This window comes from Thalassovita litoralis (assembly GCF_900182725.1).
Lineage (GTDB): Bacteria > Pseudomonadota > Alphaproteobacteria > Rhodobacterales > Rhodobacteraceae > Thalassobius > Thalassobius litoralis.
Map to the genome: position 1 here is coordinate 33,717 of NZ_FXTO01000002.1, position 19,496 is coordinate 53,212.

General features: G+C 59.8%; 15 protein-coding genes. 6 read left to right on the top strand and 9 right to left on the bottom strand.

What is annotated here, in order from left to right; translation table 11 throughout:
• The first annotated feature begins 16 nt into the window (after positions 1 to 16).
• Positions 17 to 793: an IclR family transcriptional regulator gene (locus FN828_RS02455; protein ID WP_142491807.1), complete on the top strand. Its 777-nt coding sequence runs from the start codon at positions 17 to 19 to the stop codon at positions 791 to 793.
• A 214-nt stretch (positions 794 to 1,007) separates the two neighbouring features.
• On the opposite strand, the gene FN828_RS02460 is transcribed toward FN828_RS02455, so the two are convergent.
• From FN828_RS02460 to FN828_RS02485, 6 genes are all read right to left on the bottom strand, one after another.
• Positions 1,008 to 2,621, bottom strand: a complete 1,614-nt coding sequence (locus FN828_RS02460; protein ID WP_142491808.1) for an FMN-binding glutamate synthase family protein — start codon at positions 2,619 to 2,621, stop codon at positions 1,008 to 1,010.
• Between the two features lie 19 nt (positions 2,622 to 2,640).
• The gene (locus tag FN828_RS02465; RefSeq protein WP_142491809.1) at positions 2,641 to 3,408 is read right to left on the bottom strand and encodes a BKACE family enzyme; all 768 of its coding nucleotides are present in this window, start codon (positions 3,406 to 3,408) and stop codon (positions 2,641 to 2,643) included.
• Positions 3,405 to 4,733, bottom strand: coding sequence for an aspartate aminotransferase family protein (locus tag FN828_RS02470; protein WP_142491810.1), 1,329 nt, complete (start codon positions 4,731 to 4,733; stop codon positions 3,405 to 3,407). Before FN828_RS02470 ends, FN828_RS02465 begins: the two co-directional genes overlap by 4 nt.
• A gap of 6 nt (positions 4,734 to 4,739) precedes the next feature.
• Positions 4,740 to 5,165: a universal stress protein gene (locus FN828_RS02475; protein WP_142491811.1), complete on the bottom strand. Its 426-nt coding sequence runs from the start codon at positions 5,163 to 5,165 to the stop codon at positions 4,740 to 4,742.
• Positions 5,166 to 5,177: 12 nt separating this feature from the next.
• Positions 5,178 to 7,814 (bottom strand): TRAP transporter permease, encoded by a 2,637-nt coding sequence (locus tag FN828_RS02480; protein ID WP_142491812.1) that lies wholly within the window; start codon positions 7,812 to 7,814, stop codon positions 5,178 to 5,180.
• A 103-nt stretch (positions 7,815 to 7,917) separates the two neighbouring features.
• The gene (locus FN828_RS02485) at positions 7,918 to 8,880 is read right to left on the bottom strand and encodes a TAXI family TRAP transporter solute-binding subunit (protein WP_142491813.1); all 963 of its coding nucleotides are present in this window, start codon (positions 8,878 to 8,880) and stop codon (positions 7,918 to 7,920) included.
• A gap of 146 nt (positions 8,881 to 9,026) precedes the next feature.
• Here FN828_RS02485 and FN828_RS02490 point away from each other — a divergent pair, with 146 nt between their 5' ends.
• Positions 9,027 to 9,881 (top strand): MurR/RpiR family transcriptional regulator, encoded by an 855-nt coding sequence (locus tag FN828_RS02490; RefSeq protein ID WP_142491814.1) that lies wholly within the window; start codon positions 9,027 to 9,029, stop codon positions 9,879 to 9,881.
• A 55-nt stretch (positions 9,882 to 9,936) separates the two neighbouring features.
• Here the strand turns inward: FN828_RS02490 and pepT are convergent, their stop codons facing one another.
• Together pepT and FN828_RS02500 are read right to left on the bottom strand one after the other, a co-directional pair.
• Entirely contained in the window at positions 9,937 to 11,175 is a 1,239-nt protein-coding gene (gene pepT / locus FN828_RS02495; protein WP_142491815.1) for a peptidase T, read from the bottom strand.
• Between the two features lie 49 nt (positions 11,176 to 11,224).
• Positions 11,225 to 12,121, bottom strand: a complete 897-nt coding sequence (locus FN828_RS02500) for a LysR substrate-binding domain-containing protein (RefSeq protein ID WP_142491816.1) — start codon at positions 12,119 to 12,121, stop codon at positions 11,225 to 11,227.
• A gap of 122 nt (positions 12,122 to 12,243) precedes the next feature.
• On the opposite strand from FN828_RS02500, the gene FN828_RS02505 reads away from it, so the two are divergent.
• From FN828_RS02505 to FN828_RS02520, 4 genes are all read left to right on the top strand, one after another.
• Complete coding sequence (locus FN828_RS02505) at positions 12,244 to 13,971, top strand: acyl-CoA dehydrogenase family protein (protein WP_142491817.1); 1,728 nt, start codon at positions 12,244 to 12,246, stop codon at positions 13,969 to 13,971.
• Positions 13,968 to 15,167 carry a CaiB/BaiF CoA transferase family protein gene (locus FN828_RS02510; protein ID WP_142491818.1) on the top strand — a complete coding sequence of 400 codons (1,200 nt, stop codon included), beginning with the start codon at positions 13,968 to 13,970 and terminating at the stop codon, positions 15,165 to 15,167. Before FN828_RS02505 ends, FN828_RS02510 begins: the two co-directional genes overlap by 4 nt.
• A 42-nt stretch (positions 15,168 to 15,209) precedes the next feature.
• Entirely contained in the window at positions 15,210 to 16,343 is a 1,134-nt protein-coding gene (locus FN828_RS02515) for a TAXI family TRAP transporter solute-binding subunit (protein WP_142491819.1), read from the top strand.
• 71 nt (positions 16,344 to 16,414) lie between these two features.
• Positions 16,415 to 18,349: a TRAP transporter permease gene (locus FN828_RS02520; RefSeq protein WP_142491820.1), complete on the top strand. Its 1,935-nt coding sequence runs from the start codon at positions 16,415 to 16,417 to the stop codon at positions 18,347 to 18,349.
• 90 nt (positions 18,350 to 18,439) lie between these two features.
• Here the strand turns inward: FN828_RS02520 and FN828_RS02525 are convergent, their stop codons facing one another.
• Entirely contained in the window at positions 18,440 to 19,483 is a 1,044-nt protein-coding gene (locus FN828_RS02525; RefSeq protein WP_142491821.1) for a TRAP transporter substrate-binding protein, read from the bottom strand.
• Positions 19,484 to 19,496: the final 13 nt, after the last annotated feature.

Genomic DNA, 19,496 nt, shown 5'->3' on the forward strand with positions numbered 1-19,496 from the left:
GAAAACGTACAAAGGTATGGAAAAGAAGCAAAATACGCTGTTTGTAGGGGCGCTTGCGAAAGGGTTGAAACTGTTGCGCGCTTTTGACGAATCGCACACGGATCTGTCGCTAAGTGATCTGGTTCAACGCACCGGATTGGATAAAAGCGCGGTGCAGCGGTTGGCCAATACGCTACATGTCGAAGGGATGCTTGACAAGGATCCGGTCACGCGCCGGTTTCGCCCGTCCCATGCGTGGTTGCAGATGGCTTATGCCTATTACTGGTCTGATCCGCTGATTGCGCGGGCGATGCCACGGCTGATCGAGCTGTCCCAGCATTTGGGGGAAACCGTCAATCTGGCGGAACTGTCCGGGGATCATATCGTGTATGTCACGCGATTGCCCTGTAAGCGGACGCAATTCGCCGCCACTCTGCCGGGGCGTCGTCTGCCTGCTATCAGTACGGCGGCGGGGCGGGTGATCCTGTCCACCTTTGGGCGGGATGAATGGGAACAGGCCGCACGGACCGGCCCGCTGATTTCGATGACGCCGCGCACGATGCTGGACCGCGCGGATATCGAAGCGTTGATCGAAAAGGCGGCAGGTGAGGGATATTCCGTGTCGCGCGATCAGATGATTTTGAATGAAATTGCCGTTGCGGCGCCGATCCGTGGCATGGATGGGCGTGCAGTGGGGGCGGTGCAATGTTCGATTTCCGCCCATACATGGGACGAGGACAGCATTGCCACGCAGATCGTGCCGTTGCTTCAGGACACGGCCAATTCCATTTCGCCGGGGGCGTTCCGGTCCTGACATATCGGGGCGGGCGGGCTTGATCCAAATGTGCGCCTGACGGCGCGCAGGGTATCTCGGCCCCGGCCTTTGACCTGTGCCTCGGGGTTGGGTGCTGCCGCTGTCATCGTCCTGTGGGCCAAGTGGGTGCCGCATGGTGCCGCCGGATAGATCAGACAGAGTATTTCAGGCAAGATGAACGAAAAAGGGGCGCAGCACGCCGCGCCCCTTGGGATCAGATGCCATCGTCGAATGGCGCAAAACTGGCCGAGGCCGAACGCCGCCAGCGCATCAGATAGCCGAAACGGTCATCGTCCTCGCGCAGCAGGAAGCCTTCGGGCATGTAGGGGTAAACATCATCCCCAGTGACCATATCCCGGTCTTTTTCCCGCATCAGGAAATGGCGTGGCAGGAAATTGCAGGGATGGCTTAGCCCTGCTGCCCCGGTCATATCCCCCAGCGCCTTGAGCGTGTTGCGGTGGAAATTCGCCACCCGTTCCGCCTTGTCCGGGACAACCAGCGCCTTGGCGCGGGCGGGGTCTTGGGTGGCGACGCCGGTGGGGCAGTGGTTGGTGTGACAGGCCTGCGCCTGAATGCACCCGACCGAGAACATGAAGCCACGGGCAGAATTGACCCAATCCGCCCCCAGCGCCAGCACCCGCGCGATGTCGAACGCCGTGACCAGTTTGCCCGACGCCCCAATCCGCACCTGATCGCGCAGGCCGACGCCGCGCAGCGTGTTGTGGACAAAGGTCAGCCCTTCGACCAGCGGCATCCCCATGTGGTTCGCAAATTCCAGCGGGGCCGCGCCTGTGCCGCCTTCTTTGCCATCCACCACGATGAAATCCGGGGTGATCCCGGTTTCCAGCATGGCGCGGACGATACACATGAATTCGCGCCGGTGGCCGATGCACAGTTTGAACCCCACGGGTTTCCCGCCAGACAGATCACGCAGTCTGGCGATAAATTCCATCATCTGAATCGGGGTTTCAAAGGCCGAGTGAGAGGCCGGAGAGATACAGTCCACCCCCATCGGGACGCCCCGTGCTTCGGCGATTTCGGGGGTGATTTTGGCGGCGGGCAGCATCCCGCCCTGACCGGGTTTTGCGCCCTGGCTGAGCTTGATCTCAATCATCTTGATCTGATCGCTTGCGGCCTGTTCTGCAAACCGTACCGGATCAAAATTGCCGTCCTGATCCCGGCACCCGAAATAGCCGGTGCCGATTTCATAGATCAGATCGCCGCCGCCTTCGCGGTGATAGCGGCTGATGCCGCCTTCGCCGGTGTCATGGGCGAAGCCGCCCGACTTGGCGCCTTTGTTCAGGGCCAGAATGGCATTGGCCGACAGCGCTCCGAAGCTCATGGCCGATATGTTGTAGACCGAGGCATTATAGGGCTTGCGGCAATCCGGCCCACCAATCAGCACCCGAAAATCCGTGTTTTTGATCTGCTTGGGGCGGATGGAATGGGTCAGCCATTGATAGCCGCTGTCGTAAATCTTTTGCTTGGTGCCAAAGGGGCGCTTGTCTTCGACCCCTTTGGCGCGCTGATACACGATGGCGCGGGCTTCGCGGGAAAACGGGACTTCTTCGTAATCGTCCTCTAGCAGATATTGCCGGATTTCGGGGCGGATCAGTTCAAAGAAATACCGGATATGCCCAAGGATCGGATAATTCCGCAGCACGGAATGTTTGGTTTGCAGCAGATCATGCAGTCCGATTGCCGTCAGTACGGCGGCAATCGTCAATGGCACCAGAAACCAATCGGAAAAGAATATCCCGATCAAGGAGACAACAAGGGCAACCACGCTAAGGTAAAAGGTCAACATACGTAACAAAGGAACAGGCATGGGGCGTACTCCGGGTGGGTCAGGCGGCCAGCGCCGCGGCAAGTTCTTTCACACGGGCGGCATTATTGGCAGCACAGGTTAAATCGGCATTAAGCCGATTGTTTTCAAACCCGATCCGCGCCTTGCCACCCAGTTGCGCCGCAGCCACCAGACAGGCGGTTTCCTGTGCGCCAAAGGCACAGACCGCCCAATCCACGCCCGGCACTTGCTGTTTCAGGGCCGTAGCCGGAACGCCCAGATCGTCGGGGCTGGATTTTTGGCCGGGTGCATAGCGGCCCAGCACGATCAGCGCCTTCAGATCGGCATTCGGAATGTCCCCTGCCGCAACCAGCCGGGCAAAATGATCGACGTCGGCCTTGTCATACAGGATATGCTGCACATCGGTGCCAGACGCATAACAATCGTGGAAAAACCGCGCTGTCAGGGCTGCGTCCTGCCCATCGGTGATTTCCCGCAGGGCGATGGATACCGCGCGGGGTTGCACGGCTTTGACCAGTTCGCGCTGTTGGTCGGGGGTGTACAGCCCCACGGCTTCGGTCGTGATCTGGGTATAGAAATCGGGTAGTTTTATCGTCAGTTCCGCCAGCAATTCCCGATACATCCCTGCATCAAGCACATGGTTTTGATCGGCGTCGCGGACATGGGCGTGAATGCCGTCGGCCCCTGCGGCCTGACATTCTATTGCGCAGTCGACGATTTCGGGAATGGTGACAGGAACGCGGGGGTGGTCTTTCTTGGTCAGTCGCGCCCCGTTTGGGGCGACCATGATCCGGGGTAGGGGTGTCATGCGGCCAGTGCCTTTTCGATTGCGCCTGATAGCTTGCTGACCAGTTCGTCGATCTGGTCATCCGTGATGATAAAGGGCGGGGCCAGCAGAACGTGATCCCCCCGTTGCCCGTCTATGGTGCCGCCCATTGGGTAACAGATCAACCCGGCGGCAAAGGCTTCGGCCTTGATTTTTGCGTGAATTTTCCGTGACGGATCAAACGGTGCCTTGGTGTCACGATCCTGTACCAGCTCAACCCCACGGAACAATCCGCGCCCGCGAATGTCGCCCACATGCGGGTGTTGCCCAAAGGTACGGCGCAACGCGGCGTCCAGTTTTTCACCCTGTTCACGCACCCGCGCCAGCAGGCCAGTGTTCAGAATTTCGCCCAGAACCGCATTGGCCGCTGCTGCTGCCATCGCGTGTCCCATGTAAGTGTGACCATGCTGGAAAAATCCCGATCCGGCGGCAATCGCGTCATAGATTTTACCGCTGCACAACAGCGCGCCAATCGGCTGATAGCCCGCACCCAGCCCCTTGGCGATCGTGATCATGTCCGGCGAAACGCCATCTTCGGAACAGGCGAACAGGTGGCCGGTCCGGCCCATGCCGCACATCACCTCGTCCAGAATCAGCAAGACGCCGTGGCGGTCGCAAATCTGGCGGATGCGTTTCAGATAGCCGGGCACCGCAGGCACCGCCCCCGCCGTTGCGCCCACTACGGGTTCCGCGACAAAGGCCATTACCGTATCCGGCCCCAGACGCTGGATTTCGGTTTCCAACTCATCCGCCACGCGCTGACCGTAGGCCTCCAGACTTTCGCCATCGGCCCGGTCGCGATATTCGTAGCAGGGCGAAATATGCGTGGTTTCCACCAGCATTGGCGCGAATTGCGCCCGCCGCCATTCATTACCGCCCGTGGCCAGCGCCCCCAGCGTATTACCGTGATAGCTTTGCCGCCGCGCGATGACCCGGTGCCGCTGTGGCTGCCCGATTTCCAGAAAATACTGCCGCGCCAGTTTTAACGAGGCTTCCACAGCTTCGGATCCGCCCGATACCAGATACACCCGCTCGATCCCATCGGGGGCATGGGCCACCAGCGTATCGGCCAGTTGTTCTGCCGGGGCAGAGGTAAAGAACCCCGTATGTGCAAAGGCGACCTGATCCAACTGTTGATGCAATGCGGCGCGCACGGCGGCGTTGGAATGGCCCAGACAGGACACAGCCGCCCCGCCAGAGCCATCCAGATAGCGTTTGCCGGTGGAATCGATCAGATAACAGCCCTCGCCGGAAACGGCGGTGGGCAGGGTGCCCTTGGTCGAGCGACCAAAGATATGGTTTGGCATTTTGGTTCAGGTCCTGACGACATAGACAGATTGATTGGCGTGGCGAACCACCCGCGCGGCATTCGGCCCCAACAGGTAGTCCTTGAGTTCGGGACGGTGCGATCCGATGACGATCACATCCACCCTCAGCTTGTCTGCGGCACGCAGGATTTCATCGTAAATCGTGCCGTGCAGCACATGCGGATGGGCCTCTTGCCCCTCTGGCACGTTCTGGTTGACCCATTCGGCCAGCCGTTGACCGAATGCGTCCAGGGCTTCTTTCTCGAAGCCCGGTTTGAAAAATCCGCTGACCTGCGCCAGACCCATATCCGGCATCACGGAAACGACATGCAGCACGCCGCCATCCCGCAACAAATCCTGTGCGGCTGTCAGCGCGGGCAGGTTGATTGCATCGTTGTTCAGGTCGATCGGCAACAGAATGGACTTGCTCATCTCTGATCCTCCTCAGAAGGCCGGTTTGGTCTGGCGGCGGCGTTGCATGACGATCACCAGCCCCAGCAGCAACAGCGCCGGAATATAGAACACGTATTTCGTGATCCGGTGGTTCGGGCTGAGCAGGCTGATCACCTCGACCCGCTCATCGCCGTAGAAATCGAAACCAGACAGTTTTTCCTGCATCGGTTTGCCGAACATCGGTTCATCCATATACAGTTTGTCGCCCTCGGGCAGCAGGAACAGCCCCGCCGCGTCCGCCCGGCCCGTTGCCGGATCGCTGGCGTCGATATGGTGCAGGATGGTCAGATCCTTCATGGCGCCATCGGTAAAGGATGGCCCATGCACCACGAACCGCACGGAATCCCCCGGTTCTGCGGCATCGAACGCGGCGGCCAGTTCAATCGCCGGACGTTCGATAAAACGCGGCTGCACCCGGTCCAGCCAGAACCCCGGTACGAACAGGGTAAAGGCCACCAGCAGCAGCGCCGCGCTTTCCCACAGCTTCGACCGCGCCAGGAAATAGCCCTGCGTGGCAGCGGCGAACAGCAGCATGGCAAAGGTCGCCACCACGAACACGAATACCGCCTGCACGATCCCCGGCCATGTTCCCAGATCAACGCCGTACAGGATCAGTGTCGGGTTATAGATGAACAGGAACGGCAGCGCCGCCGTGCGCAGTGAAAAGAAGAACGCCGTGAACCCGGTGCGGATCGGATCGCCCCCCGATACGGCTGCCGCTGCAAAGGACGCCAGTCCCACCGGCGGCGTCACATCCGCCATGATCCCAAAATAGAACACGAACAGATGCGCGGCGATCAACGGGACGATCAGCCCCTCTTGGGCGCCCAGCGTCACCACCACGGTCGCCATCAGCGACGACACCACGATATAGTTGGCCGTGGTCGGCAGTCCCATACCAAGGATCAGCGAGAACACCGCGACCAGCACCAGCATGATCATCAGGTTGCCACCGGCCAGCACCTCGACCAGACCGGCCAGTTCGGTGCCGATGGGGGTTTTGGTCACGGTCGCCACGATGATGCCCGCCGCAGCCGTTGCCACGCCGATCCCGATCATGTTGCGGGCGCCCGCGATCATCCCTTCGACCAGATCGTTCAGGCCGAACCGCAGCGCGGCGTTTATGTCCTCGCCGCGAAACAGTGCTTTTAGCGGGCGTTGGGTGACGATGATCATCAGCATCACAGCGACGGCATAAAAGGCCGATTTCGCGGGTGATTGCATTTCGATCATCAGGAACCAGATCAACACCAGAATTGGCAGCAGATATTGCAGGCCAGTGGGGAACACCTGTCCCACGGTCGGCAGGGTGAAGCCCTTGGAGTTGGGATCGTCCAGCGCCAGATCAGGCTTGGACGCGGCCAGTTTCACCGCTCCCACATATGCCGCCAGCAGCGCCAGCGTAATCACCGGGCCGGAAATCCCCGGCGCGGCGGACTGCACCCCCTTGACCGCGTAAACCAGCGCCGTAAACGCCACGCCGCTGACCACGAAGCCGATTGCGATTTTCAGGAACATCCGCCCCAGATTGACCGCCGCCCCCAGTGCGGGCATGTCTTTTTTCAACGCTTCCAGATGGACGATGTAAACCAGCGCGATATAGCTGATCACTGCCGGAATGAACGCGTGCTTGATCACCTCGACATAGGAAATGCCGACAAATTCCACCATCAGAAAGGCCGCAGCCCCCATCACTGGCGGCATGATCTGACCGTTTACCGAACTGGCCACCTCGACCGCCCCGGCCTTTTCGCTGGAAAAGCCCACACGTTTCATCAGCGGAATGGTAAAGGTGCCGGTCGTCACGACATTAGCGATGGACGACCCCGAAATCAGCCCCGTCATGGCCGATCCAACAACCGCCGCCTTGGCCGGACCGCCGCGCAGCGCGCCCAACCCGGCAAAGGCCAGTTGGATGAAATAATTGCCTGCGCCCGCCTTATCCAGCAGCGCGCCGAACAGCACGAACAGGAACACAAACGCGGTGGACACGCCCAGCGGAATGCCGAACACACCCGTCGTATCCAGCCATTGCGCGTTGATGATCGAATTCAGTGACAGGCCCGCATGTTCGATAATATCCGGGATCAGCCACCCCGATCCCATATAGGCGTAAAGCAGGAAAATAGACCCCACCACCGTCAGCGCAGGCCCAAGCGCCCGGCGGGACGCTTCCAGCAACAGCACGATGCCAATTGCGCCGATGATGATCTGCGTTTGTGTCGGCAGGCCCGACCGCGCGGTTTCTGCCAGATCACGTGAAAACAGGAACACGTAGAACGCACAGCCCGACGCCACGATACCGAGCACCCAATCCGTCAGCGGCACCCGGTCGCGCGGCGAAGATTTCAGTGCGGGATAGGCCAGATAGGCCAGAATGACGGCAAATCCCAAATGCACGGGCCGCGTCTGCGACGAATTCAAGGCAGGCAGATATTCCGCGAACCAAAGCTGGGGCTGCGCAATCCATAACTGGAATACCGACCACAGAAAGGCCAGCGCCGAAATCAGCAGCGCCACATTGCGGTTGGTCGGGGCGCGCCCCCCGGTATCCGTGCTGGCGACCAGATCCTGAAGATCTTCGTCGCTATAATCCCGCCCTTTTGCGGTTGTTTCGTCAGCGGCCATTTTGTCCTCCGGCAGTGCAATGGCTTTAAACAAAGGCGGGCCGCCCTATGCGCAGGGCGACCCGTTTTTTTTCAGGCAGGCATATACACCTGACCGTACCGGATCATTCGATCAGACCGGCTTCGCGGTAATATTTCGCGGCACCGGGGTGCAGCGGGGCAGACAAACCGTCTTTGGCCATCTGTTTCGGGTCCAGATGCGCAAAGGCCGGGTGCAGGCTGCGGAATTGATCAATGTCGCTGAAGACGGCTTTGACCAGTTCATAAACCACGTCGTCCGGGGTGTTGGCCGACGTGACCAGCGTGGCGCCCACACCAAAGGTTTGGGTGTCATCGGCATTGCCGCGATACATGCCGCCGGGGATGGTGGCGGTGCGATAGAACGGGTTGTCCGCAACCAGTTTGTCCACGGCAGCGCCGGTTACGTTCACCAGAACCGCGTCGCAGGCGGTGGTGGCTTCCTGAATGGACCCGGACGGGTGGCCAACGGTGTAAACCATTGCGTCAATGTTGTTGTCGCACAGCGCCTGGCTTTGTTCCGCCGCTTGCAATTCCGATGCGACAGAGAAATCACCCATCGTCCAACCCAGAGCGTTCATCAGCACTTCCATCGTGCCGCGCTGGCCCGAACCGGGGTTGCCCACGTTGACGCGCTTGCCTTTCAGGTCTTCAAAATTCTTCACGCCGGAATCGGCACGGGCCACCACGGTGAACGGTTCGGGATGGATCGAGAAAACAGCCCGCAGATCGGTAAAAGCGCCCTGATCAGCGAATTTCGAGGTGCCGTTAAATGCGTGATACTGCCAATCCGATTGCGCCACGCCGAATTCCAGCTCGCCCGAGCGGATGGCGTTGATGTTGTAGACCGATCCGCCGGTCGATTCCACAGCGCAGCGGATGCCATGTTCTTTGCGGGTTTTGGACATCATCCGGCAAATTGCGCCACCCGTCGGGTAATACACGCCGGTCACGCCGCCGGTGCCGATCGAAATGTAGGTATCCGCGTGGGCCGCCGGAGCTGCCAAGGCTGCGAAACCGGCCGTCAGCCAGATTTTTGCAAAATTCATGGAAAACTCTCCCTGAGGTTTGGGGGATGAACCCCTGTGATGCGTATGATTTATTTGTCTCCTAATTGTAATGCAAATGTTTTTTGATTTTGGAATGTTTGCTGCTACTGTAAGCATGCAGCACACAGCACACATCGAATAAGCCTATGAAAAACGAAGAGAAGATTCGCGCCGCGTTGCGCAATATGGCGCAGTCCGGTCCGCCTAAATTAGCCCATTTTTCAGTTTGGCTTCTGGATCATTTAGAGCAGGCAGCCTTCACCTCGATTCGCGGTTTGGCGCAACAGGCCGGGGTCGATGCGAATCTGGTCACACGACTGGCGCGCGAGTTGGGCTATGATGGGTTTGATGCGTTCCGGTCCGAGGTGCAGGGGATCGTCCAGCGCAGGGGGCGGTCCTATGGCAGCCGTGCCCGCGCCCTGCGCGACAATTCCATTCCTGATCTTTACGCTGAACTGGTTGCGGCCAGCCGTGAAAATATCGAAACCGTGACCTCTGCCACCAGTCTGGCAGATATTGACGCCTGTGTGCAGCCGTTGCTGGAGGCGCGGCGCGTTTATACGGTGGGGGTGCGCAGTTGTTATTCCATCGCCCATTACCTGTCCTATGTCGGGGGCATGGCGTTTGATAATTTTGAACAGGTGCCTGCCGTGCCGGGGGCAATTCTGGATCAGATGTCAGCGACAACGCCCGATGATATCGTGATTGCCATCACATACGAGCATTACTCGGCCGAGGTGGTTCGCGCCTGTCAGGTGGCGCAAGAATGCGGGGCGCGGATTTTGGCCCTGACAGATTCTTATGCGTCCCCGGTGGCGGCGAATGCGTGGCGGGTGATCCGGCTGCCGATGGTCGGGCCGCAACTGATGCCGTCGCTGAATTCGGCGTTTCTGGCGGTGGAGCTGATCCTTGCGGCGATGACCGCCCGAAGCGAAGGCGCTGCCGATAACGTTGCCCGGTACGAGGACCGGATTACCCGATTTGGGGGATATACGCTTTAGGCCTGTGTGATCGCTGGCCCGGTCTGTGACGTTCCGGGCCAGCGGGGTATGTCCGTCAGCCTTTGGCGGCCAATGTGCTGAGCGTCAGGCACAGTTGGGTTGCGACGGCCATATCCTGCACAGACACATATTCCAGCGGGCCGTGAATGTTCTGCATCCCGGTGAACAGGTTCGGCGTAGGCACCCCCATTTCCGTCAACCGCGACCCATCGGTTCCGCCCCGGATTGGCACTGAAACCGGATCAATGCCCAACGCACGGCTGGCATCGCGCGCCAGATCGACCGGGGTCATGTCTTTTTCCAGCCAATACCGCATGTTGCGATATTGCGGGGTGATATTACAGGTGATCGTGGCGCGGGGTTCGGTTGCTTGTACCGCAGCGCAGACCTGCCGCAGCAGGTTGCCTTTGGCTTCCAGCCCGTCCAGTTCAAAATCGCGCAGGATGAATTTGATCCGCATTTCAGACGACCCGCCGATCATGTCGGTGGCGTGAATGAACCCTTCGGTGCCATCCGTCAGTTCCGGCACCATTGTCGATTGCGGCAGGGTTTGAATGATTTTCGCGGCCAGATGGATCGCGTTCACCATCTTGTCCTTGGCATAGCCGGGGTGGATTGAAACCCCGGAAATCAGCACCTCGGCCCCATCGGCGGAAAAGCTTTCATATTCGATTTCCCCAACGGCCCCACCGTCGAACGTATAGGCAAAATCAACCCCCAGATCCTTGGGGAGCTGCGCACCAACGCCGCGCCCGATTTCTTCGTCGGGGGTAAAGGCGATGCGGATGTCCCCGTGTTTGATATCCGGGTTGTCCAGCATGTGCCGCGCGGCGGTCATGATGATGGCAACCCCGGCCTTATCATCTGCACCCAACAGCGTTGTGCCGGATGCGGTGATCAGATCATGCCCGACCTTTCCGGCCAGATAGGGGTATTCCGATGGCGACAGCACCAGTGACGGATCGTCGGGAAAACTGATGTCGCCGCCGTTATAGCCCTTGATCACCCGTGGTTTCACGCCGGTGGCATTGAATTGCGGGGCCGTATCAACATGGGCCAAAAAGCCCATCACTGGCCCCGGTGCCGTGCCGGGGATCGTGGCCAGAACCACGCCGTAATCCGTTAACTCTACGTCTTTTGCGCCCATGTCTTGCAGTTCCGTTTGCAAAACTCGCAAAATATCGAACTGACGTTCCGTGCTGGGGGCGGTTGGGGAATCGGCGTCGCTTTGGCTGTCGATGGCCGCGTAGCGCACCAGCCTGTCTTCTAATTCCTGATTGAAATCAGCTTGCATCGTTGCCTCCTGTGGTTTGCCCGCAGAAGGGAGCGGGCGCGAGGCAGAGTCAACCCTGCCGTAGCCGGTTGAATTCGATATGGCGCGTGAACAGTGTGGTCAGATCGCTGCGCGGGCGCTTGGGCCAGATCATCTGAATTTCATGTTCGGCATGGGGATCGTCAATTTCCAGAAAAACAACATCCACCATCGGGGCGCGGGACATGGATACCGGCATCAGCGATATGCCCATGCCCTGCGCAATCAACGCCAGTACCGTCAGCCAGTGTTGCACATGATACGGTTCATAGGGTTCAACATCTGCGGTGCGCAGTAACCCCACGATCCGATCATGGTAATGGGCGGCAAATTCGCGTGAAAACACCAGCACCTTTTCCCCGGCCATATCAGAGATGGAAATTCGGCTGCGTGCGGCCAGCCGATGATTGCGCGGCACGCAACAGACCAGCCGTTCCGTTTCTATCAGGTGGCTGGTCAGCTCCGGGGGCAGGGGGACCGCATGGATGAACCCGACATCGGCCTCGCCCTGCAACAGGGCTTCGATCTGGCGGGTGGTGTTCATTTCATGCAGTTCCAGTTGCACGTTTGGGTGGGCTTCCTCGAAACGGCGCAGGCTGCGGGGCAGGTCGCGGAACAGCATGGACGGCACAAAGGTCACGGATAATCTGCCAGCGGTTCCTTTGGCCTGTTGTTCAGCCAGAGCGCGGGCGGCATCCAACTGCCCCAGAATGCGGGCGGCATGTTCGGCAAACACCGCACCCGCGGGCGTCAGCCGCACAGATCGGTTGCTGCGTTCCATCAGTGCAAAGCCCAGTGTTTCCTCTAGCTGTTTCAGGCTGGCGCTAAGGGGGGGCTGGGAAATATTCAGCCGCGCGGCGGCCCGGCCAAAGTGAAGTTCCTGACTAAGCACCAGAAACTGTTGCAACTGGCGAAAGGTGACGGCCATTAGGTTTCCTAATTGATACTGTAAATCGTATCGTAAAATACTAAATCAGTATTGGAAAGGGAATGAGTTATCCGTCACCTTCGCCCGAAACGTGCCAATTCGCCGCGCCAGAGGAGATGTAGATGACCGCCCAAATTCATAAGAATATTCCCGACAGTGCTGGGCTGAACGCTTATGCCGCCGATACGGCGCTACAAGAACTGGCGCGCCTGTATCTGGATGATGCGAATTACGAACTGGCGCAGCCGGAACTGGACCGGATGGGCCGCTTGGTGGGTGATCGTCTGGAAGAATTGGCGCTGGTTGCAGATAAAAACCCACCGACCCTGCAAATCCGCGCCCGGAATGGGGCCGATCTGGAAAAAATCCACAAACACCCCGCGTATGAGGAATTGGAGCGCTACGCCTTTGGCGAATTCGGGCTGGCCGCTATGTCCCACCGCGCGGGTGTGTTCGGGGCGGAAACCAAGCTGCCGCCGATGGTAAAATATGCGCTGGTCTATTTGTTTGTACAGGCTGAGTTCGGCCTGTGTTGCCCGCTGTCGATGACAGATTCGCTGACCCGGACGCTGGTTAAGTTCGGGTCCAAAGACCTGATTGATACCTATTTTAACCAACTGACCAGTCAGGACATGGACGAACTTTTCCAAGGGTCGATGTTCATGACCGAACAGGTCGCCGGGTCCGATGTGGGGGCGATTGAAACGATTGCCCGGCAGGAAAATGGTGAATGGAAGCTGTACGGGGATAAATGGTTCTGTTCCAACCCCGACGCGGCGCTGGGCATGGTGCTGGCCCGTCCCGAAGGGGGCGGGGATGGCACCAAGGGGCTGTCGTTGTTCCTGTTACCGCGTGTGCTGCCGGATGGGCGCAAGAATGATTATCGCATTCTGCGGCTCAAGGAAAAAATGGGTACGAAATCCATGGCCTCGGGGGAAATCGTGATGGAGGGCGCGACCGCCTATATCGTGGGCGATCCGGGGCAGGGATTCAAACAGATGACCGACATGATCAACATGTCGCGTCTGGCCAATGGGGTTCGGTCTGCGGGCATGATGCGCCGTGCCGTGGCCGAGGCTGTGTTTATTTCCAAGAACCGGACGGCGTTTGGCAAACGTCTGATTGATCTGCCGCTGATGCGCCGCCAACTGGCGAAAATGCTGGTGACGACCGAACAGGGCCGCTCAATGGTGTTCCATACCGCCAAGGTGCTGCAAGCGGCGGATGCGGGGGATGCCGATATGGCCAAGGTGCTGCGCATCCTGACCCCGCTGATCAAGTTCCGCACCTGCCGCGATGCCCGTAAGGTGGCAGGCGACGGCATGGAGGTGCGCGGCGGTTGCGGCTATATCGAAGAATGGTCGGACGCCCGTGTGCTGCGGGATGCCCATCTGGGGTCCATCTGGGAAGGCACCAGCAACATCGTTGCGCTGGATGTGGCCCGCGCCACCCGCCGCGAAGGGGCGCTTGGCCGCCTGTCGGCCTATGTGACGGATTTGCTGGATCAGGCGCAGGCCAAGGGCCGGTCTGTGGCGGCGGTCCGGCTGGCTTTTGCCCGCGCGGCGGCCCGCATGGAAAAAGTCGCAAATGACAAACAACGCGAAGGCGAAGTGCGCGCCGCAGCCTCGGCGGTGTATAACGCCACCTCGGCGGCTGTGATGTTGTGGGAAGACGCCAACCTGTCTGCGCAACCGGGGGATCGGGCTGCGCTGGCGCAAGCGGTGCTGGACCACAAACTGTCCCCGCGTGATCCACTGGCGGATGAGGAAGATATCAGCCCCGAAATGGTGGCGCTGCTGAATGATGCACTGTCGGGCGAGGGGGCGGAACTTCTGCTGGCGGCACAATGAGCAGAACCGGGGCACTGAACGGGTTGCGCGTGATTGATTTGTCGCGCGTGTTGGGTGGGCCTTATGCGGGGCAGATTTTGGGGGATCACGGCGCGGACGTGATCAAGGTCGAACCCCCCGCAGGGGATGAAACCCGCGAATGGGGGCCGCCCTTTCTGGATGGCACGGCCTCGTATTTTCTGGGGCTGAACCGCAACAAACGGGCGATGGCGCTGGATTTGCGCAAAGACGAAGGCCGCGCTGTTTTGCTGCGCCTTCTGGAAGATGCCGATGTGCTGCTGGAAAATTTCAAAACCGGCACGATGGAAAAATGGGGGCTGGGGTTTGATACGCTCACGGAACGCTTTCCCCGCCTGATCCATTGCCGTGTTAGCGGATTTGGTGCGGATGGCCCTATGGGGGGGATGCCCGGCTATGACGCTATTTTGCAGGCGATGGGCGGCATCATGACAGTGAACGGCACGCAGGCCAGCGGCCCGATCCGCGTGGGTTTGCCTGTCGTGGATATGGTAACAGGGCTTCATGCCGTGCAGGGGATTTTGCTGGCGTTGCATCATCGTAGCCTTACGGGAAAGGGGCAGTTTGTCGAAGCGGCGTTGTTTGATACCGCGCTGTCGCTGCTGCATCCCCATGCTGCCAATCACGCGCTGTCTGGGAAATTGCCCAGCCTTTCGGGGAACGATCATCCCAATATCTCGCCTTACTCCACATACGAAACGGCCACGCGCCCGATCTATCTGGCGGTGGGGAACGATCGGCAATTTGCCAAGCTGTGCGCTGAAATCGGTGCGCCACAGATTGCCGAAGATCCGCTGTTTGCGTCGAACGGCGCACGTGTGACCAACCGTGACGCGCTAAAAGTCGCGCTGGAAGCGGTCATGACCGCGTTTGATGGGGCTGAACTGGCGGATCGTCTGATCCGGGCCGGGGTGCCTGCGGGGCCGGTTCTGAATGTCGAGGAGGCACTGGCCCATCCCCACACCGCCCATCGTCAGATGCGCGTGGAAATCGACGATTACAAAGGCTTGGGATCGGCTGTGAAGCTGGGGGAAACCCCTGCCGATTATCAAAGCAAGCCGCCCGCTTTTGGCGAACACACGCACATCATTTTGGCACAGGCCGGATTTTCCGAGGACGAAATCCAGCACCTTGCCGAAACGGGGATAACCCCGACATCCCGCCCGAACAGGGGGTAGGGACAGTATAAGTTTGGAAACAAAAACAGGGAGGAAATCTACATGTTGACCAAATTCACCGCCGCGCTGACCGCGGCCACACTGGCGCTATCCGCCGCCTTGCCCGCCACCGCAGGCGAGGCCGAATTGCCCCGCTCGATGCTGTGGTCCACCTATGACGTGGGGTCCAGCGGCTATGTCGAGGCATCGGCCATCGCGGATGCCTTCGCCAAGGAATACGGCACCCGTGTGCGTATCATGCCTTCGGGGACGTCGATCGGGCGTTTGCTGCCGCTGAAAACAGGCCGCGTGCAATATGGCTGGCTGGCGAACGAACTGTATTTCGCAACCGAGGCACTGTATGATTTCAGCGCACAGGAATGGGGTCCGCAGGACCTGCGCACCATTGCGGGACGTCCGTCGACCTTTGGTATGGCCATCGCTGCGGACAGCGGCGTGAAAACCATTGCAGACCTGAAAGGCCGCAAGGTCGCGCGGGTCAAGGCGAACCCGTCGATCAACATCAAGGTCGAAGCGATCCTGGCCTTTGCCGGGCTGACCTGGGACGATGTGGAAGTGGTGGAAATGCCGTCCTATGGTGCCTCGCTGAAGGCGCTGGTCGATGGGCAGGTTGTCGCCGCAGGGTCCACCCCCACCGCCGCCACGCTGTATGAATTGGAAAGCTCGCCGCACGGAATTTACTGGGCGCCGCTGGACAAGGATAACGCCGCAGGCTGGGACGCGGTTGCCAATGTTGCCACGTTCTTTGCCCCGATCAAAGCCACCAAAGGCGCGGGCATGTCTGCTGAAAACCCGGCTGATATTATCGGTGTGCGCTATCCGATGATCGCGGTTTACGCTGACGCGTCCGAGGACGAGGTTTACAACCTGATCAAGGCGCTGAACGAAACCTATGGTATCTACAAAGGGGCCACTGCCGTCACCGGCGATTGGGCGCTGGAAAAAGCGGGCCGCACCCCATCGGATGCGCCGTTCCACCCCGGTGCTATCCGTTACCTGACCGAAATCGGCCTGTGGACCGAGCAGGATCAGGCATGGAACGATGCCCGTCTGGCCCGCCTGAAAAAGGTACAGGCCGCATGGGACGCCGCGACCGAAGAAGCCTTGGATAAAAACATTCCGGGCAAGCAATGGGCCGCCTTCTGGGAAGAGTACCGCGCTAAAGCGCTGAACTAAGCCCTTATTATTCGCCGCCGTTTGGGGATGAGTCCCCGAACGGCGGTTTTCCCTTTTTCAAAGGTATCGCCATGTCTACCCAAGCTGACCCCGTGCTGGAGACAGCCGCGCCAGCCAACCCCCGTCTGAGCGGGGCAACACGCGTTGCCGTTGCCGTTTTGGGCGTTGCCGGTTTGGTCGCGATTGTCGTCCAGACGTTCAACCTGTCCGCCTTTGGCCTGTTTCCGCTGCTGGCCAATCGCTATTATTACCTGTTGATTGCCCTGTTTCTGGCTGCGTCCTTTTTGATCATGCCCGCGCGATCCGCCAATCGTGATGCCCCGGCCAATCTGTTGGATTGGGGACTGGCTGTGCTGGCAATCGGATCGGGGCTGTATCTGTCTGTCGTGGCCGAAAATATCCTGACAGGTGGTTGGGATGTGGTGGCGCCGCCCGTTGCCGCCGCAGTATCCGGTGTTCTGGTGGCCCTGTCCCTGGAAGCGGTGCGCCGGTCTGGCGGCGCGATCCTGCTGGTGATCTGCGGGTTTTTCGCGGCCTATCCGTTATTTGCCGATTATCTGCCCGGTTTCCTGTGGGGACCATCGCTGAGCCTGACCGAAACCGTGGCGGCACATGCGATGGGCATGGAAAGCATCATTGGCATTCCGCTGCGCGTGGTCGCCGATACGTTGGTGGGTTTCATCATTTTTGGCGCAGTGCTGAATGCGATGGGCGGCGGGCAGTTTTTCATGGACCTGTCGATGGCCCTGATGGGCAAATCGCGGGGCGGGCCTGCCAAGGTGGCGATCCTGTCCAGCGGGTTGTTCGGGTCATTGTCGGGGTCGGTGATTTCCAACGTGCTGACCACCGGGCGGCTGACCATTCCGGCCATGCAGCGCGCGGGCTATCCGCCCAAATACGCCGCCGCGGTCGAGGCCTGCGCGTCGACCGGCGGAACGCTGATGCCGCCGGTGATGGGGGCTGTGGCCTTTATCATGGCGTCGTTTCTGGATACGTCCTATACCACGATCATTGTTGCGGCGCTGGTGCCGTCGGTGCTGTATTATCTGGCGCTGTTGTTGCAAGTGGACCTGTATGCCGCCCGCAAGGGGCTGGCCCCCGCCGGGACCGAAGATATTCCCGCTTTGCCCCGCGTGCTGGCCGAAGGCTGGCACCATCTGGTGTCCCTGATCCTGTTGGTGGGGATGCTGTTCGTGCTGTCGCCCAGCCGCGCGGCCTATTACGCAACGGTGCTGATGCTGATGCTGGGGCTGCTGCGCCACCGCCGTATGCCGACACTCGGCGCTGCCCGTGATCTGCTGGAGGATGTGACCGGCAATATCGCCTATCTGATTGCTACGCTGTGCGGGATCGGGTTGGTGGTTGGATCACTGGCGATCACCGGCGTGGGCAGCGCCTTTTCGCGCGAACTGGTGCAATATGGCGGGCAAAGCGTATTCCTGCTGTTGGTGCTGGGGGCGTTGACCAGCTTTGTTCTGGGGATGGGGATGACGGTTTCGGCCTGTTATATCTTCCTTGCGACGGTGCTGGCCCCGGCCTTGGTGGAACTGGGGCTGTCGCCCATCGGGGCGCATTTGTTCGTGCTGTATTGGGGGATGCTGTCCTATATCACGCCGCCTGTGGCACTGGCGTCGATCACCGCAGCACAGATTTCCGGTGCGAAGGGGCTGGAAACCGGCTTTACCTCGATGCGACTGGGGGCGGCGCTGTTCATTCTGCCGTTTGTGTTCGTTTATGAACCGGCCTTGTTGTTGCAGGGCGATCCGCTGACGATCCTGTTTTCTGTCGGCAGTGCGGTTCTGGCGCTGACTGCGCTATCCTGCGCGCTGGAGGGACATCTGTATCAGGTGGGCCGCATTGGTCCGGTGGCCCGGTTGGTGACTGGGGTCGGGGCGCTGCTGCTGATGATACCGGACCGGATGTACGAAGCCGCAGGGTTGGCTTTGGTTTTGGGACTGGCGTTGTTGCTAACGATGTTAAACAAGGCCCGCCCAACGGCTGCCTGAGCAGAGCAAGGTTGTCGCTGGGACAACTTGAAAACGTAAATAGGGCCGGTCCAAAGACCGGCCCTATCCACAAATCACGACTGATAGGGATCAGTTTCCGGCGGCGGTATGTTTTGCGATCAGCGCTTGTGCCTCGGCAAGCAATGCCGCGCCGTCGATACCTTTGGCGGTGACGTCGTTGATCCAACGTTCGTAAACGGGTTGTGCGAAAGCTTTCCACTTTTCGCTGTCTTCTGGTGAAATCGTGATGATGGTGTTGCCTGCGGCCACGGCTTTTTCCCGCGCGGCACCGTCTGCACCGGCCTGTTGCGCCCCGGCAAAGGCCGAGAATTCCAAGCCGGAATTGGCATCAATCGCGGCGCGGATGTCATCGGGCAGGCTTTCGTATTTGTCCTTGTTCATCGCCAGCGTGAAGGTGACGGTATAGAACGAATACCCATCGGCGAATTCGGTGTGGTTATGTACCAGTTCCGGTACTTTCAGTGCGGTCGTCACTTCCCACGGGATCACGGCCCCGTCGATCACGCCCTTGGACAGGGCTTCGGGAATGGCGGTAACAGGCATACCAATCGGCACTGCGCCCAGATTTTCCAGCAGGAACCCGGCCATACGGCTGGGGATGCGGAATTTCAGGCCTTTCATGTCCTCCATCGAGCGAACCGGGGTGTTGGTGTGCATCACACCGGGGCCGTGAACCCAGCCGCCGATCAGGTGAACATCACGATAATCGGTGTCCTTCATTTCCTTTTCAAACAATTCCCAGAAGGCGCGGCTGGTCGCTTCGGCATTGGTCATCAGGAAGGGCAGTTCAAACACTTCGGAACGGGGGAAGCGACCGGGGGTAAAACCATTCACCGTCCAGGCCAGATCGACGATACCGTCCTGCACCTGATCCATCAGTTCCGGGGGTTTCCCGCCCAGTTGCATTGACGGGTAATGTTCGATTTTCAGCTTGCCCCCGGTGGCGGCTTCGACGCGCTGAATCCATTCATCCAGAACCAGTTTCGGGACATTGGCCTGCGCAGGCAGGAATTGGTGCAGTTTCAGCGTGACCTCTTGCGCCCAAAGCGGGGTGGCCAGAAAAGCGGCCCCTGCGGCCAGACCGGCCAGTAGCGTGCGGCGAATGGTGTTCATTGTTTCCTCCCTT

Excerpts from the sequence above, each read along its gene's own strand:
- FN828_RS02505 (WP_142491817.1), top strand. The coding sequence starts at position 12,244 with ATGACCGCCCAAATTCATAAGAATATTCCCGACAGTGCTGGGCTGAAC.
- FN828_RS02520 (WP_142491820.1), top strand. The coding sequence starts at position 16,415 with ATGTCTACCCAAGCTGACCCCGTGCTGGAGACAGCCGCGCCAGCCAAC.
- FN828_RS02525 (WP_142491821.1), bottom strand. The coding sequence starts at position 19,483 with ATGAACACCATTCGCCGCACGCTACTGGCCGGTCTGGCCGCAGGGGCC.
- FN828_RS02475 (WP_142491811.1), bottom strand. The coding sequence starts at position 5,165 with ATGAGCAAGTCCATTCTGTTGCCGATCGACCTGAACAACGATGCAATC.
- FN828_RS02485 (WP_142491813.1), bottom strand. The coding sequence starts at position 8,880 with ATGAATTTTGCAAAAATCTGGCTGACGGCCGGTTTCGCAGCCTTGGCA.
- pepT (WP_142491815.1), bottom strand. The coding sequence starts at position 11,175 with ATGCAAGCTGATTTCAATCAGGAATTAGAAGACAGGCTGGTGCGCTAC.
- FN828_RS02500 (WP_142491816.1), bottom strand. The coding sequence starts at position 12,121 with ATGGCCGTCACCTTTCGCCAGTTGCAACAGTTTCTGGTGCTTAGTCAG.
- FN828_RS02490 (WP_142491814.1), top strand. The coding sequence starts at position 9,027 with ATGAAAAACGAAGAGAAGATTCGCGCCGCGTTGCGCAATATGGCGCAG.
- FN828_RS02460 (WP_142491808.1), bottom strand. The coding sequence starts at position 2,621 with ATGCCTGTTCCTTTGTTACGTATGTTGACCTTTTACCTTAGCGTGGTT.
- FN828_RS02515 (WP_142491819.1), top strand. The coding sequence starts at position 15,210 with ATGTTGACCAAATTCACCGCCGCGCTGACCGCGGCCACACTGGCGCTA.
- FN828_RS02510 (WP_142491818.1), top strand. The coding sequence starts at position 13,968 with ATGAGCAGAACCGGGGCACTGAACGGGTTGCGCGTGATTGATTTGTCG.
- FN828_RS02455 (WP_142491807.1), top strand. The coding sequence starts at position 17 with ATGGAAAAGAAGCAAAATACGCTGTTTGTAGGGGCGCTTGCGAAAGGG.
- FN828_RS02470 (WP_142491810.1), bottom strand. The coding sequence starts at position 4,733 with ATGCCAAACCATATCTTTGGTCGCTCGACCAAGGGCACCCTGCCCACC.
- FN828_RS02465 (WP_142491809.1), bottom strand. The coding sequence starts at position 3,408 with ATGACACCCCTACCCCGGATCATGGTCGCCCCAAACGGGGCGCGACTG.
- FN828_RS02480 (WP_142491812.1), bottom strand. The coding sequence starts at position 7,814 with ATGGCCGCTGACGAAACAACCGCAAAAGGGCGGGATTATAGCGACGAA.